Annotated in this window: 12 protein-coding genes; 7 read left to right on the forward strand and 5 right to left on the reverse strand. The window is 59.0% G+C overall.

Annotated elements, in window-relative coordinates; all coding sequences use genetic code 11:
* The first annotated feature begins 336 nt into the window (after window positions 1-336).
* The 3 genes from KBP52_RS11830 to KBP52_RS11840 all read left to right on the forward strand — a co-directional run bounded on the left by KBP52_RS11830 (window position 337) and on the right by KBP52_RS11840 (window position 3,497).
* Entirely contained in the window at window positions 337-537 is a 201-nt protein-coding gene (locus KBP52_RS11830; RefSeq protein WP_008080067.1) for a hypothetical protein, read from the forward strand.
* A gap of 374 nt (window positions 538-911) precedes the next feature.
* Window positions 912-2,387 (forward strand): inorganic phosphate transporter, encoded by a 1,476-nt coding sequence (locus KBP52_RS11835; RefSeq protein WP_034153067.1) that lies wholly within the window; start codon window positions 912-914, stop codon window positions 2,385-2,387.
* A 549-nt stretch (window positions 2,388-2,936) separates the two neighbouring features.
* Complete coding sequence (locus tag KBP52_RS11840; protein WP_212622814.1) at window positions 2,937-3,497, forward strand: hypothetical protein; 561 nt, start codon at window positions 2,937-2,939, stop codon at window positions 3,495-3,497.
* Window positions 3,498-3,860: 363 nt separating this feature from the next.
* Here KBP52_RS11840 and ccoM read toward each other — a convergent pair whose 3' ends face one another.
* The 3 genes from ccoM to KBP52_RS11850 all read right to left on the reverse strand — a co-directional run bounded on the left by ccoM (window position 3,861) and on the right by KBP52_RS11850 (window position 4,718).
* Window positions 3,861-3,974, reverse strand: coding sequence for a cytochrome c oxidase subunit CcoM (gene ccoM, locus KBP52_RS30695; RefSeq protein WP_003222396.1), 114 nt, complete (start codon window positions 3,972-3,974; stop codon window positions 3,861-3,863).
* A gap of 144 nt (window positions 3,975-4,118) precedes the next feature.
* Window positions 4,119-4,280: a hypothetical protein gene (locus tag KBP52_RS11845; RefSeq protein ID WP_007918490.1), complete on the reverse strand. Its 162-nt coding sequence runs from the start codon at window positions 4,278-4,280 to the stop codon at window positions 4,119-4,121.
* A gap of 96 nt (window positions 4,281-4,376) precedes the next feature.
* Entirely contained in the window at window positions 4,377-4,718 is a 342-nt protein-coding gene (locus KBP52_RS11850; protein WP_077571425.1) for an aspartate-semialdehyde dehydrogenase, read from the reverse strand.
* Window positions 4,719-4,959: 241 nt separating this feature from the next.
* On the opposite strand from KBP52_RS11850, the gene rapA reads away from it, so the two are divergent.
* Entirely contained in the window at window positions 4,960-7,806 is a 2,847-nt protein-coding gene (gene rapA / locus KBP52_RS11855) for an RNA polymerase-associated protein RapA (RefSeq protein ID WP_008082238.1), read from the forward strand.
* Window positions 7,807-7,968: 162 nt separating this feature from the next.
* Here rapA and KBP52_RS11860 read toward each other — a convergent pair whose 3' ends face one another.
* Window positions 7,969-9,318 (reverse strand): MFS transporter, encoded by a 1,350-nt coding sequence (locus KBP52_RS11860; protein ID WP_160056414.1) that lies wholly within the window; start codon window positions 9,316-9,318, stop codon window positions 7,969-7,971.
* A gap of 301 nt (window positions 9,319-9,619) precedes the next feature.
* On the opposite strand from KBP52_RS11860, the gene KBP52_RS11865 reads away from it, so the two are divergent.
* Together KBP52_RS11865 and KBP52_RS11870 are read left to right on the forward strand one after the other, a co-directional pair.
* A complete protein-coding gene (locus KBP52_RS11865; protein WP_077571423.1) occupies window positions 9,620-9,988 on the forward strand; it encodes a YkgJ family cysteine cluster protein in 369 nt (122 codons plus the stop codon).
* 149 nt (window positions 9,989-10,137) lie between these two features.
* On the forward strand, window positions 10,138-12,420 hold the full coding sequence (locus KBP52_RS11870; protein ID WP_212622815.1) for a bifunctional diguanylate cyclase/phosphodiesterase: 2,283 nt from the start codon (window positions 10,138-10,140) through the stop codon (window positions 12,418-12,420).
* Here the strand turns inward: KBP52_RS11870 and KBP52_RS11875 are convergent.
* Window positions 12,311-13,207: an NAD(P)-dependent oxidoreductase gene (locus tag KBP52_RS11875; RefSeq protein ID WP_212622816.1), complete on the reverse strand. Its 897-nt coding sequence runs from the start codon at window positions 13,205-13,207 to the stop codon at window positions 12,311-12,313. The two genes, KBP52_RS11870 and KBP52_RS11875, sit on opposite strands and share 110 nt — an antisense overlap.
* 197 nt (window positions 13,208-13,404) lie before the next feature.
* Here KBP52_RS11875 and KBP52_RS11880 point away from each other — a divergent pair, with 197 nt between their 5' ends.
* Complete coding sequence (locus tag KBP52_RS11880; protein ID WP_007918508.1) at window positions 13,405-15,603, forward strand: hypothetical protein; 2,199 nt, start codon at window positions 13,405-13,407, stop codon at window positions 15,601-15,603.
* Window positions 15,604-15,719 lie beyond the last annotated feature (116 nt).

Genomic DNA, 15,719 nt, shown 5'->3' on the forward strand with positions numbered 1-15,719 from the left:
AGATAGTCATTCCTGAATCGACCGCTATAATGCATCTCAGTGGGGCCGCGTTGTTTGATTCGGTGCGGCGACCACCTGCTGAGGCAATGTCCATTGCCGTCAGCCTGGCCAGCGCCTGATGCGCATTACTTATGCAACGCCAGCGCTTGCTGAAACAGGAAACTGATGCTGCGTCAGTTTTAATCTGGTGTCGTAGCCGCCTGCAACATGGAAGTCTTGATCGCCATGCGATGACCTCAACGCCTGTCCGGGCGCTGAGCACTCGACCGGGCCACTCACTGGATTCGTTGCAGCGCGTTTCACCAGACATTTATCTCAACTCATACAGGTAGCACTGTGACGAAAGACGAACTGCGCGCGGAACTTGAGCGCCAGGAACAACGTTACAAGGAAGTTTACGGCGGGGAAGTCACCACCTACGCCGCTCAACCGGAACCGGAACGCAAGGCATGGCGTAAACGCCCCACTGTTCAGGATCAGGTCTTCAAACAGGAAATCGAAAAGATCGAAAAGGAACTCAAAGCCGAAGAGCCGTGAGCCACGGTTATTTGTATCTTTCGAGGGTTTACGTGCACACCGGTTACAAGCGCGGTGTCGAGACGAAGCCTTGCGCGCCCGCTACCCGCGGGCAGCGGCGATCTCCCCGCCTGGCAGGCTGAAGGGCGCTTCCTACACGTTTCACAGATATTTCAGACAGGCGTTTGAGCCTCTCCTGTGGCGGTAAAAACGCTTGTCAAAAAAGTCTTTTTTCATATAAATCAAAGACTTGAAAAACCCTGCGCGACGCTTGGTTTTCATGCGCTGCAACAAATTAAATCGAAGAAGTGTGTAACCGATGAGCAGGTAGGGCATCGATTTCCAGTCTTTTCTGGCATAATCGCGCCCCCTTACGACCGGGTCAGAAAACCTTCATGATCGATTTATTCAGCGGACTGGATGCTTGGGTGCTTGTGAGCCTCTTGCTCGCCCTGACGTTTGTCCTCGCCTTCGAGTTCATCAATGGATTTCATGACACCGCTAACGCGGTAGCCACTGTTATCTACACCAAAGCCATGCCGCCCCACCTGGCGGTGTTCTTTTCCGGTGTGTTCAATTTCCTCGGCGTGCTGCTGGGCGGCGTTGGCGTGGCGTATGCCATTGTCCATTTGCTGCCGGTGGAACTGCTGATCAATGTGAACACCGGCCATGGTCTGGCGATGGTGTTCTCGTTGCTCGCCGCGGCAATCGCCTGGAATTTGGGCACCTGGTACTTCGGTATCCCGGCTTCCAGCTCGCATACCCTGATCGGTTCGATCCTCGGTGTCGGCCTGGCCAATGCCCTGATCAACGACATTCCGTTGGCCGACGGCGTGAACTGGCAGAAAGCGATCGACATCGGCGCCTCGCTGGTGTTCTCGCCGATGGCCGGTTTCCTGATCGCCGCGCTGATCCTGATCGGCCTGAAGTGGTGGCGTCCGCTGTCGAAGATGCACAAGACACCGGAACAGCGCCGCAAGATCGACGACAAGAAGCATCCGCCGTTCTGGAACCGTCTGGTCCTGGTGATCTCGGCCATGGCCGTGAGCTTCGTGCACGGTTCCAACGATGGCCAGAAAGGCATCGGCCTGATCATGCTGGTGCTGATCGGTATCGTCCCTGCGCAGTTCGTTCTCGACCTTAACAGCACCACTTATCAGATCGAACGTACTCGCGATGCGACCCTGCACCTGAGCCAGTTCTACCAGCGCAACGCCGATTCGCTGGGTGAATTCCTGGCCCTGGGCAAAAGCGTGGAAGGCGACCTGCCGGAGAAATTCCGCTGCAACCCGCAGCAGACCGAACCGACCATCAGCGCCCTGCTGCACACCCTTAAAGGCGTAGCGGACTACCACTCGCTGTCGTCGGAAAGCCGTATCGAAGTGCGTCGTTACCTGCTGTGCCTGGACGACACCGCGAAAAAGGTTGGCAAGTTGCCAGGCCTGGAACCGCGTGAAAAGGCTGACCTCGACAAGCTGCGCAAAGACCTGACCACCACCACCGAATACGCCCCGTTCTGGGTGATTCTGGCGGTCGCACTGGCTTTGGGCCTGGGCACTATGGTTGGCTGGAAACGCGTTGTTCTGACCATCGGTGAGAAGATCGGCAAGCAGGGCATGACCTATTCCCAGGGCATGTCGGCGCAGATCACCACGGCCAGTCTGATCGGTATGGCCAACATTTTCAGCCTGCCGGTGTCGACCACGCACGTTCTGTCCTCGGGCGTGGCTGGCACCATGGTTGCTAACAAGAGCGGCCTGCAAGGTGGCACGGTTCGCACCATTCTGTTGGCATGGGTGTTGACCCTGCCAGCGACTGTGGCGCTGTCGGCTGGGTTGTTCTGGCTGGCGTCGAAGGCGCTGGGTAGTTGATAGATAGCGGGACATGAGAAAGGCGCGATTCGAGAGGATCGCGCCTTTTTTTTGTCTGGGGTTTGGGATTGGGATTGGGATTGGGATTGGGATTGGGATTGGGATTGGGGGCATATCCGTTGCTGCGGGGGTTGCCGCTGGCGGTTTCGCTCTTACAGCGAGTCCCTTTTTCAAACGCCAAAAAGGAACCAAAAGGCTTTGCCCCTGGCGTACGGCACTTCGCTGAGGCTCAGTGTTCCCTCGCTACGGTGTCCATCCGGGGGCATCGCCTACGGTTTGCTTCCCTGCACCTCCTCTCGATGTATGCGGCTACGCCGCACGGCGCTGCGCGCCTCCCCCCGGATGAACACCTACGCTCGGCCTGCCGATGGGGCAAAAGATCAAAAACCACATCAAAAGCCAAAGCCAGATCAAGAGCCCCTCACCCTAGCCCTCTCCCGGAGGGAGAGGGGACTGATCGAGGTGTTTGGCAGAAGTACGCCGACGTGCGATACCGCGCTGAACTCAGGCTTTGAAAAGCACAAAAATCGGCCCCATTTCCCTCGATAGATGGGACTGATCGAGGTGTTTGGGAGAGGTACGCCGACTTGGGATACCGAGTCGAACTCAGATTCCGAAACAGATCAAAAGCCCCTCACCCTAGCCCTCTCCCGGAGGGAGAGGGGACTGACCGGGGTGTTTGGAAGAGATACGCCGACTTGGGATACCGAGTCGAACTCAGATTCCGAAACAGATCAAAAGCCCCTCACCCTAGCCCTCTCCCAGAGGGAGAGGGGACTGACCGGGGTGTTTGGAAGAGATACGCCGACTTGGGATACCGAGCCGAACTCAGATTCCGAAACAGATCAAAAGCCCCTCACCCTAGCCCTCTCCCGAAGGGAGAGGGGACTGACCGAGGTGTTTGGGAGAGTTACGCCGACTTGGAATACCGCGTTGAACTCAGATCTTGAAAAGCCCACAAATCGGCTCCCTCTCCTTGGGGAGAGGGCTGGGGTGAGGGGCGAATCCAACACCGAACCAAAGCCGAACACCCGCTCTTCACCACTCAATAGGCCGAGTGTCAGCTCGCCTGCTCTTGATCTTGATCCACGGGCGACGTCGGAAGGCTGAGTGGAGGGATTGATCCGGGCGTGGGAGCGCAGCGACCGTTTGGCGCAGCCAAACACAGCGAGAGGAGGTGCAGCGAAGCAAACCGTAGGCGCTGCGCCCGGATCGATCCCGCAGCGAAGGAACCCCGAGCCCCAGCGAGCGGGCCGCACGTAGGAGCAAGCGTTTTTTTGCTTACTTTTTTGAGGCGTTTGTCAAAAAAGTGAGTCGCCGTCAGGGCGAAACCCTAAGCCGCCGTTACCGAAGCAACGGATATACACCCAAAACCCCAAGAACATGGTCGGCCCACAGGCCGCCAAGACACAAAAAAAAAGGGGCAACCGAAGTCGCCCCAAAATGCCTTGCGTGCTCATCAATCCAGAAGAATCACTTCTTGCGCTTATTCGCATCCTTCCAGATAAAAAATCCAAACCCTGCAAAAAACAGAACCATCAGCCCTACAGTCAGGACCCCGGCAAACACCACGTTATCGAAAAACATGACTGGCCTCCTGGCCCCTGCTCTGCTGCGATGGACCTAAGTTACCAAACACACAGACGCACAAATTGACCGGGATCAATACCAGCAAGGAAGGGAGATAAAGGAGGGAAAATAACTGACCTGCATCAACGGATGCAGGGGAGATCAACGCTTTTTCGGCTTGTTTTTCGACTTTTTCTTGGCTTTTCCCAACGGCATCGCCTGTTCGAACGCCTGGCGCACTTCGTTCAGCCGCTTCTCTTTAATGTCATGCACGCGCTTGGCGCGTTCAGTACTGAGGTCAATCAGTTTGTCGTCTTGGCTCATGGCATCAGTACATCACTTGAAAGAATCACAACTGCCACATCACCGGCAGGACCGCGTCAATAATGCAACGTCACACCAGCGCTGACCAGCCGAAGATCAGATCTCGATATCGACCCACAAGCCCTGACGCGGCTGATCTTCCATCAGCGGCACCACCGGCACGGTGTTATCAGCGTTCAACTCGGTACCGGGTATGGCCAGGTGTTCTTCCGGGTCTTCGTCAGCCTCGCGGCGGCGGCGATCACGTTCTTGCTGGCGGCGCTGTTCTTCGCGCGCCAGCAGTCGATCCTCTTCCGGATCGCGTTTTTGCAGATCGATCGTGCTTTCGTTGGAGCTTTCCTGCACCGGCACCACCGGAGGAATGTCCGGCCGCTGGCGGATCGGATCCTGCTGGGAAGTGATCGGCACAGCGCTCAAGGGGAGCATCGGTGGCAACATATAAAGGGTCTCCTGTCAGCAGGCTATCGGCTGCGGCAAAGGCGCCTTGAGCCGTCGGTCGCAAACTTGTGACCGGGTTAACACTCACCGGTGCCCTGTTCTCTCGTAAAACCGACGCATGACCGCCGCCTGCTTCGACTTGCAGCTTGCAGCTAAAAGCTCGCAACTGCTCCTAATCCTTTGGCCTGAAGCCCGCATTCCGTTAAGATAGCCCGCTTTTTCAAGGTGGGAGTCAGGCAGCATGGCGCAGCAGTATCAACCGGGGCAACGCTGGATCAGTGACAGCGAAGCAGAGCTTGGTTTAGGCACCGTTCTGGCACAGGACGGCCGCTTGTTGACCGTGCTTTACCCGGCCACTGGCGAAACCCGCCAGTACGCGCTACGGAATGCGCCCCTGACCCGCGTGCGATTCTCGCCGGGCGACAGCATCACCCACTTCGAAGGCTGGAAGATGACCGTGCAGCAAGTCGACGATGTCGACGGGCTGATGGTCTATCACGGTCTCAATGGGCAGAACGAAGCCGTCACCCTGCCGGAAACCCAGCTGTCGAACTTCATTCAGTTCCGTCTGGCCAGCGACCGTCTGTTCGCCGGGCAGATCGATCCGCTGGCGTGGTTCTCGCTGCGTTACAACACCCTCGAACACACCAGCCGCCAGCTGCAATCTTCGCTTTGGGGCCTGGGTGGCGTGCGTGCGCAACCGATCGCGCACCAATTGCACATCGCCCGAGAAGTCGCCGACCGTATTGCGCCGCGCGTACTGCTGGCGGACGAAGTGGGTCTGGGTAAAACCATCGAAGCCGGTCTGGTGATCCATCGCCAACTGCTCTCGGGCCGCGCCAACCGCGTGCTGATCCTCGTCCCGGAAAACCTCCAGCACCAGTGGCTGGTGGAGATGCGTCGTCGCTTCAACCTGCAGGTCGCGCTGTTCGACGAAGAACGCTTCATCGAAAGCGATGCCGCCAACCCGTTCGAAGACACCCAACTGGCGCTGGTCGCGCTGGAGTGGCTGGTCGACGACGAGAAGGCGCAAGACGCACTGTTCGCCGCCGGTTGGGACCTGTTGGTAGTCGACGAAGCGCACCACCTGGTCTGGCACGAAGAGAAAGCCAGCGCCGAATACTCGCTGGTCGAGCAACTCGCCGAGGTCATCCCGGGCGTGCTGCTGCTCACCGCCACTCCGGAACAACTCGGCCAGGACAGCCACTTCGCCCGTCTGCGCCTGCTTGACCCGAACCGTTTCCATGACCTGGCCGCCTTCCGCGCCGAGAGCGACAACTATCGCCCGGTGGCCGAAGCCGTTCAGGAACTGCTCGACAAGGGCCGTCTCTCGGCCAAAGCGCACAAAACCATTCAGGGTTTCCTCGGCAACGAAGGCGAAGCGCTGCTGACCGCGGTCAACGATGGCGACACTGAAGCCAGCGCCCGCCTCGTGCGTGAACTGCTCGATCGCCACGGCACCGGCCGCGTGCTGTTCCGTAACACTCGCGCCGCCGTGCAGGGTTTCCCGGAGCGCAAACTGCACCCTTACCCGCTGCCATGCCCGGACGAATACCTCGAACTGCCGTTGGGCGAACACGCCGAGTTGTACCCGGAAGTCAGCTTCCAGGCGCAACCGGACGCCAGCGAAGAAGAGCGCTGGTGGAAATTCGACCCGCGCGTTGAATGGCTGATCGATCAGCTGAAAATGCTCAAGCGCACCAAAGTGCTGGTGATCTGCGCCCACGCCGAAACCGCGATGGACCTGGAAGACGCCCTGCGCGTGCGTTCCGGCATCCCGGCCACGGTGTTCCATGAAGGCATGAACATCCTTGAGCGTGACCGCGCCGCCGCCTACTTCGCCGACGAAGAATTCGGCGCACAAGTGCTGATCTGCTCGGAAATCGGCAGTGAAGGTCGCAACTTCCAGTTCGCTCACCACTTGGTGCTGTTCGATCTGCCGTCGCACCCGGATTTGCTCGAGCAGCGTATCGGTCGTCTCGACCGGATCGGCCAGAAGCACATCATCGAATTGCACGTGCCGTACCTGGAAACCAGCCCGCAAGAGCGCCTGTTCCAGTGGTACCACGAAGCGCTGAACGCGTTCCTCAACACCTGCCCGACCGGCAACGCCTTGCAGCACCAGTTCGGCCCGCGCCTGCTGCCGCTGCTCGAAGAAGCCGACGACAGTGAGTGGCAAGCGCTGATCGACGAAGCGCGCAGCGAGCGCGAGCGTCTCGAAGCCGAACTGCACACCGGCCGTGACCGTTTGCTGGAGCTCAACTCCGGCGGCGCCGGCGAAGGTGAAGCTCTGGTCGAGGACATCCTCGAACAAGACGATCAGTTCGCCCTGCCGATCTACATGGAAACCCTGTTCGACGCGTTCGGCATCGACAGCGAAGACCATTCGGAAAACGCCCTGATCCTCAAGCCGAGCGAGAAAATGCTCGACGCCAGTTTCCCGCTGGGCGACGACGAAGGCGTGACCATCACCTACGACCGCAACCAGGCGCTGTCGCGTGAAGACATGCAGTTCATCACCTGGGAACACCCGATGGTGCAGGGCGGCATGGACCTGGTGCTGTCCGGTTCGATGGGCAACACCGCCGTCGCGCTGATCAAGAACAAGGCATTGAAACCGGGCACCGTGCTGCTTGAGCTGCTGTATGTCAGCGAAGTAGTGGCGCCGCGTTCGCTGCAACTGGGCCGATACCTGCCGCCGGCCGCCCTGCGCTGCCTGCTCGACGCCAACGGCAACGACCTGTCGGCTCGCGTCTCGTTTGAAACCCTGAACGATCAGCTGGAAAGCGTGCCACGCGCCAGCGCCAACAAGTTCATCCAGGCCCAGCGCGATCAGCTGACGCCGAGGATCAACGCCGGTGAAGACAAGATCGCCCCGCGTCACGCCGAGCGCGTGGCCGAGGCCCGTCGCCGTCTGGCGGCCGACACCGACGAAGAACTGGCGCGCCTGACCGCGTTGCAAGCGGTCAACCCGACTGTGCGTGACAGCGAACTGGTGGCGTTGCGTGAACAGCGCGAGCAGGGTCTGGCGATGCTGGATAAAGCGGCGTTGCGTCTGGAAGCGATTCGGGTGTTGGTGGCGGGCTAAACCGCCCCGCTCCACCGCTGAAAACAGAAAGGCCCGCAGTGATGCGGGCCTTTTTGTTTGCCTGTTATTTACTTGCCGATGCTAAGGGCCCTATCGCGAGCAGGCTCACTCCTACAGTTGGAATGCGTCCCCCTGTAGGAGTGAGCCTGCTCGCGATAGCGGTTATGCAGTCGCCGCAGCCACTTCTGGCTCAACCACCGCCACCAACCCCTCCTTCATCCGCTGCGCATCTCGGACAAAACACCGCGCTGCCAGAAACAGAAACACCATGGTCAAAAACAGCGCCACCGGAATCAGGTACATCGCATCATGCAGCCCGACTGCTTTGAACGCTTCGGTCATCTGCTCAGCCCCCGCCGCCGCCATCGCCGTGTGCGCAAAATGATCGGACAAACCACCGACAACCACCGGCCCCAAACCACCACCGAGCAAATACAACCCGGCAAAGAACAACGCCATCGCCGTGGCCCGCAGGCGCGGTTCGACCACGTCCTGAATCGCCGTGTAAACACAGGTGTAGAAGTTGTAGGCAAACAACCAACCGACGCTGAACACCGCCACGAATACACCGATCTCGATCCGCCCGGCATGCAGCGCCCAAGCCGTGCACAACGTCGAAATAATCAGACTGAACGCCGCGAACAACAACCGACCATTAGCCACACGCTGGTGAATCTTGTCAGCAATCCAGCCGCCCAGCGTCAAACCCACCAGCCCGGTGACGCCGACGATCATCCCGGTGGCCACCGCTGCTTCCTGCAACGGCATGAGGAAATAACGCTGCAGCATCGGCACCAGAAACGAGTTGCAGGCATACGTCGCAAAGTTGAAGCACAACCCGGCCAGCACCAGCCAGAGAAAGGTCGGCACCGCCAGAATCCGCCGGATCGGCCTGTCGACCTTCTCTTGCGAAACCTGCACGGTCTCCGCTGCGCCGCGCTTCGGCTCTTTGATGAAGAACATGAAGATCGCCAGGATCAGCCCCGGCACCGCGGCAATAAAGAACGGCGCGCGCCAGCTGTCGAAAGCCTTGACCATCCAGCCGATGGTGAAGAACGCCAGCAACAGCCCCAACGGCAGACCGAGCATGAAAATGCCCATCGCCCGCGCCCGACGATGGGCCGGAAACAGATCACCGATCAGCGAATTGGCCGCTGGTGCATAACTGGCCTCGCCGATGCCGATGCCCATGCGCACGATCAGAAAGCTCCAGAAACTGCCGACCAGACCGTTGACCGCCGTCAGCGCACTCCACGTCGCCAGACCCCAGCCCATCAGCTTGCTGCGCGAACCGGTATCGGCCATCCGCCCCAGCGGCAGCCCGGCAATCGCGTAAACAATAGTGAATGCGGTACCGACGATGCCCAGTTGAAAGTCACTGAGGTGCCATTCCATGCGGATCGGCTCGATGATGATCGCCGGAATGGTGCGGTCGAAGAAATTGAACAGGTTGGCGAGGAACAGCAGGAACAGAATGCGCCAGGCATTCGCCGCTTGGGTCGAGTTCTGCATGGGTCCGTCTCTTTATTGTTATAGGGCTTCACTGCCAACGCATCCGAGCCCGGAACCTGCAATCTAGTCAGCCGCGCCGAGGCTGTCTGTGATCATTCGTCTGCCTGATATCGGCCCATGGCACTGTAACGAAACGTAAGCCCTTGATAAGCCTGCAATCCCCCGAAAACCGGGGCTATTGCGGCAAAACCTTGCCACAAAAAAATAGTTTCGCGCCCCCCTTCCCAAGTCTGCGGCAAAGCCTAGAATGGCCGCCGGATCCGTCCGGATCTCCCGATCAATCCCTTTGATACCCTCGCCCATGTCTGAAGTCAGTCCGTGTCTGAATTGCGGTGCCTGCTGTTCCCATTTTCGCGTGTCTTTCTTTTGGGGTGAGTGCTCATCTTCCGGCGGCACGGTGCCCGATGAACTGGTCACGCAGATCAGCCCGAGCCGGGTGGCGATGAACGGCACCGACTGCAAATCGCCACGCTGCACGGCGTTGGAAGGCGAAGTCGGCAGCGAGGTGAAGTGCTCGATTTACGAATTGCGCTCCAGCCCCTGCCGCGAATTCGAATCGTCCTGGGAAAACGGCGAACAGAATGTCGATTGCGATAAGGCCCGCGCGCGTTTCGGCTTGCCGCCGCTGCAACCGGACTGGGCGCAAATCCCTTTCGAACAGATCGCTTGAGCCTTTAGCGCCAATCGCTATGACGCTAATGCCGAAATCATTAGCGCCAATGTGCCACTACCCCTTCCAGGCCAAAAACCGCCTCTATACTCCTGTCATTCGCCTGCGTTCACCGCGCAGTCAGGACGACTTCAGAGACGGGGCATGCTATGGAGTGGCTTGGTTTGCAGTTTGTTACCGAGCTGCCGGAGAGCGGGCAGGTCATCCTCGATTGCAGTCACAACCCTTTCCTGGTGATGGTTGCGTATCTGGTCGCCTGCGCAGCCAGTTTCGCCACTCTGGATATGGCTGAGCGCGTTGTAAATGCCGAAGATCCGGGGTCGCGGCGGATCTGGCGCTGGATCGGCGCGACCTGCCTGGCCGGCGGCATCTGGGCCATGCATTTCATCGGCATGCTGGCTTTCCAGACACCGATCGACATTCAGTACGACCTTGGCATCACCCTTTTCTCGTTGCTGATCGCCCTGCTCGCCTCTTGGCTGGCCATGCAAACCCTGAGCGAAGCGCAGCCGAGTGCATTGCATTGCTTGAAAACCGCGTTCGTCATCGGCCTGGGCATCGCCGGCATGCATTACGTTGGCATGGCGGCGATGAAGTCGAGCGCCACCGCCTACTATCAGCCAGGAATGTTCGCGCTGTCTGTGGTGATCGCCATCGGCGCCAGTTTCGCCGCGCTGTGGGTGGCCCGCTATCTGAGCGAAGGCAGCGGCGTGGCGCATCAGTTGCTCAAGTACAGCGCTGCGCTGATTCTCGGCGCCGGCATCATCAGCATGCATTTCACCGGCATGGCTGCGCTGGATCTGGTTCTTCCCGAGGGAGGCCTGACAGCGAGCGGCGGCGATAACGGGCATCTGCAACTGGGCCTGACCGTGGCGCTGATCATCCTGCTGATCCTTGGCAGTGCGATCAGTGCGGCGCTGGCCGATAAAAAACTGCAGAACAAGGAAGAAGACCTGCGCCGGGTCAACGCCCTGCTTAGCCAGCTCGATCAGGCGCGTATGTCGCTGCAACAAGTGGCTAACTACGACGCCCTGACCAACCTGATCAACCGTCGCGGTTTCAACCAGATCTTCGCCGAGAAACTCAGCCAGAAAACCAGCGAAGGCGGCATGCTCGCGGTGATGTTTCTCGACATTGACCACTTCAAGCGGATCAACGACAGCCTCGGCCATGACGCCGGTGACGAACTGCTCAAAGTCATCGCCCAGCACATCAAGGGCTCGGTGCGCAGCCATGAAGACGTGGTCGCGCGCTTCGGCGGCGACGAATTCTGCATCCTCATCAACCTGCGTGAGCGCGAAGAAGCCCGCAATATGGCCCAGCGCATCATGCTCAAGATGAAGGAGCCGATCGAGTTGGCCGGACGTCGCATGGTGATGACCACCAGCATCGGCATCAGTCTGTTTCCGGAGGACGGCAGCACCTGCGAAGAACTGCTCAAGCACGCCGATCTGGCGTTGTATCAATCCAAAGGCGCGGGGCGTAATGGCCTGCACTTTTTCAGTTCCAACCTCAAGACCCGCGCCAGCTTCGAGCTGCAACTGGAAGAAGAACTGCGCCATGCCCTGCGCGAGGAAAACGGTTTGACGCTGTATTACCAACCGATCTTCGAACTGAAAACCGGCCGTGTCACCAAACTCGAAGCGCTGATCCGCTGGCAGCATCCGCTGCACGGCTTGCTGACCCCGGATCGCTTTATAACCATCGCCGAAAACAATGGCCTGATCGCCGAACTGGACAACTGGGTGCTGCGCCGCGCGTGCAAGGATCTGGGTGAACTGTCGCGGCATGGCTGCGAAGAATTGAAAATCGCCTGGAACTGCTCGCCACTCAACCTCACTCGGGAAGAACTGGCCAACGAAATCGAACAGGCATTGCGCAGCGCCGGGGTGGCGCCGGAACGCCTGGAACTGGAAGTCACCGAAAACGCGTTGATGGGCAACATCGCCAACACCCTGGTGCTGCTACGGCAGATCCGTGCGCTCGGGGTGTCGTTGTCGATCGACGACTTCGGCACCGGCTACTCGTCGCTGGCCTACCTCAAGCGCCTGCCGCTCAACACCCTGAAGATCGACCGCTCGTTCATCCTCGACATTCCCACGGCAACCGCCGACATGGAGATCGTCCAGGCGATCATCGTCATGGCGCACACCCTGCATTTGCAGGTAGTGACCGAAGGCGTCGAAAGCCTGGAGCAATACGAATTTCTTGAACGCTCGGGCTGCGACTTTATTCAGGGTTACCTGCTCAGCCGTCCGGTGCCGCTGGACGAACTGCGCCCGGTGCTGGAAGAAATCAATCAGCGCAAACATTCACACGCGGTCAATCCGTTGATTCTGGCGCGCGGTACATTTTCACCAGTGTCGCTGGATCCTGCGCCAAATAGCCTTGCGCCCCATGCAGGCGCATCAGTTGTGCGGCCAATCCGCTGATCGGTGTCGCCGAGCCTTGTTCGCGGGAAAACTTCACTGCCGTATCGAGATCCTTGAGCAAGGTGCGCACGTGCCACTTGATCGGTTCGAAGCGGCTTTCGGCCATTTGCGGCGCGAGAATCTGCAACGGTTTCGAATCGGCGAAACCACCGGCCAACGCTTCGGCGATCAGGCTCGCATCGACGCCGGCCTGCTCGGCCAGCGCCACCACTTCGGCAATCACCAGCGCGTTGCAGGCGACGATCATCTGGTTGCAAGCCTTGGTCACTTGCCCCGCGCCGATGCCGCCCATATGCGTGACGCGTTGACCGAGATTGAGCAGCACCGGGCGCACGCGCTGAAGATCTGCCGCATCGCCGCCGACCATGATCGCCAGGCTACCGGCCTCGGCGCCGACCACGCCGCCCGACACGGGTGAGTCCAGCCAGGCCATGCCGGTTTTCTCCAGCAGTTGCGCCGCCATCTCGCGAGTGGCCGTCGGTTCAAGACTGGAAAAATCCACCAGCAACTGGCCGCTTTTCGCGCCTTCGACAATACCGCCAGCGCCAAAAACCACGTTGCGGACCACCGCCGTATCGGCCAGACACAGCATCACCACGTCGGCGTGTTCGCATAGTTCTGCGGGGCTCGACACCTGGCGGGCACCGGCCTCGACCAGTGGCGCGCACTTGGCCGGGTTGCGATTCCACACGGTCAGCGGGTAACCCGCCGCCAACAGACGCCGGCACATGGGCAGGCCCATCAGACCGATTCCGGCGAACCCCAACGAAGGTAGCGTTGACATCATTTTGCCTCTTTTCGATTAAAGATCGCCGAATAATGGCCGATTCATCAACGATCAGGAAAGGATTCCCCCCAGCGACAGTCAGGCCAAAACCCTGATGCTCGGGCTCAATTCGCGCAAATAAAAGACGCGAGATCTTATTCCGTGAGGTTCGCAGGCAACTGGCCAGCGAGCCAACCAGTCCAGGTATATGGCGCACAATGACTTCTAAAAACAATCCCGCCACTGCGGTATCCGATCTGACTTTGAGCCCTGCCGCCAACAGCCCGTCATCGTCGAAGCCATTGGTCCCGTCGCGCCCGCTGTCGACTCAGCAATACCTGTACTTCACCGAAACCAATACCGACCGCATCCTCGACAACCTCGACGGCCTGCGAGATCTGGTGTTCCCGCGCCCACCGCACCTGGAAGGCGACAACGAACAGCACAACGATCAGGAATTCCCCTCGGTGTGCCTGATCGGCCTCGGTCGCTGCGGCTCGAACATTGCTCTAGATGTCGCGGAGCTGGTGTACAACGCGCGCAAGTTCTACCTCAACGAATTCAACAACGAAGACCGTGCGGCGGATCGCCGACTGGCCGACAAGGGCTACAGCCCGGCGCAGTGGATCAAGAACAACCTGCGCATCGGCCCGAACAAATCGACCAAACCGGTGTTTCTGGTCGAACCGCTGGTGATGCTCGGCGACCTCGACAAGGACATCGCCGGGCGCATCCGTTTCTCGCGCAAAGGCGAGAAAAGCGGCTTCCTGCGCGACTACAGCAAAATGAAGATCATGGACTTGTCCGAAGTCCACGCCGGTGGCGCCGGTAACGCGCCGATCCTCGGCCAATACCTGGCGAAGATCATCCTCAACAAGGATACCCAGCGCTTCTCCAGCCCAGACTGGAAAATGATCCACTCGTACCTGATCGACAGCTGCGGCATCAAGGCCAACCAGTCGCGCCTGTATTTCTCGATCTTCAGTGCCGGCGGCGGTACCGGTTCCGGCATGGCTTCGGAATTCGGTCTGGCCCAGCAGCACTCGTACATGAACAAGACGTTCGACACCAAGCCGATGGACGAGCACGACGGCAAGAGCGGTCATTCGTTCGTGTTCGAACCGATCTTCACCAGCGGCATCTGCGTACTGCCGAACATTTCCGATCACCGCAGCGAAATGTCCGAGGCGCTGCACATCAACGCCGGTCGCCTGCTGTGCAAATACCTCTCGGAAGAATGGGATTTCTCCTACAACTTCGCCAATGAAGACAGCAGCGAAGCCAGCGTCATGGGCCGTATCCGCCCATGGAACGCGATGATGCTGATCTCCAACGACATCATGCGTTACGCCGAAGAGAGCGATGACGGCAATATCCAGAACATTGATGTCAATGCGATGGAGAAACACGCCAACCAGTACATCTCGCAGCAGATTTTCAACATTCTGACGGCGCAGGCAGTCACCACTGACTACGACCAGAACTACTTCCGCCGCGCCGGCATCGACATCGGTGAAACCATTCGCCTCGACGCCAACGACCTGTTCATGAGCCTGGCCGGCCCGGTGGCGATTGCCTACGCCGAATCGGTGGTGCCGGAAACGCCGCCACCGAGCAGCGACAAATTCAAGGTGTTCGACAAAGAACCGCAGCGCCTGAACATCGACGACCTGTTCTTCCGCTCGATCGACCTGCCGCACTTCAACAAGGTCACGCAAGCGATTGAAGGCATCAGCCTGTTGCCGATCGAATCCAAGCGTTATCGCGCTTCGCTGGAGCAGTACAAGAATTCCGGCTACGACGCTGCGGCACTGCACGACCTGCACTTCTTCAAGAACTGCTCGTCGGTGGTCTCGATCGTTTCGCTGCCAAAAGACTACAAGCTGTCGTACATGGACCTGAACCGGTTGAAGACTCACCTCAACAGCCTGTTCCCCAACACCACGCTCAAGCGCTATGCGTTGGTAATCGGTGCTTCGGCCAACCTGTCGCTGACCACCCTGATCGCCAAGAGCCCGTGCCTGTCGGATGACTTCCTGACCCTGATCGTCGCGTTCATCAAGCGCTGCTTCGCGAAGAACCCGTACCGTTTCGACGAGACCCTGGACAACTCGATCCTCGATTTCATCATCAACGAGGAGTTCGACGAAGACCGCATCGACGACCTGCTCAACGAGTTCGAAAACCCGGCGAAGATCCTCGACACCAACTGGTACGCGATCAAACCGATGTACGAGAAGAAGTACCGCGAGCTGATCAACGACAAAGAGAAGTTTGTCTCGATCAATGACATTCGTTTGTCGCGCGATTGCGTGAAGAAGTCGATCAAGTATTTGCGCGAGATCTATCGTCACCGGATTGGCAAGACCAAGGTTATTTCGCTGAATAACCATACCGGCAAGTCGTTCTCGGTCTGATCCAGGACCGAGTCGCGGCAATCGCGAGCAGGCTCACTCCTACAATTGGAATGCGTTCCCCTGTAGGAGTGAGCCTGCTCGCGATGAGGCCTTTTCAGACGACAGAATTCTCCAAT

This window comes from Pseudomonas sp. SCA2728.1_7, from assembly GCF_018138145.1.
GTDB classification, from domain to species: Bacteria; Pseudomonadota; Gammaproteobacteria; order Pseudomonadales; family Pseudomonadaceae; genus Aquipseudomonas; species Aquipseudomonas koreensis_A.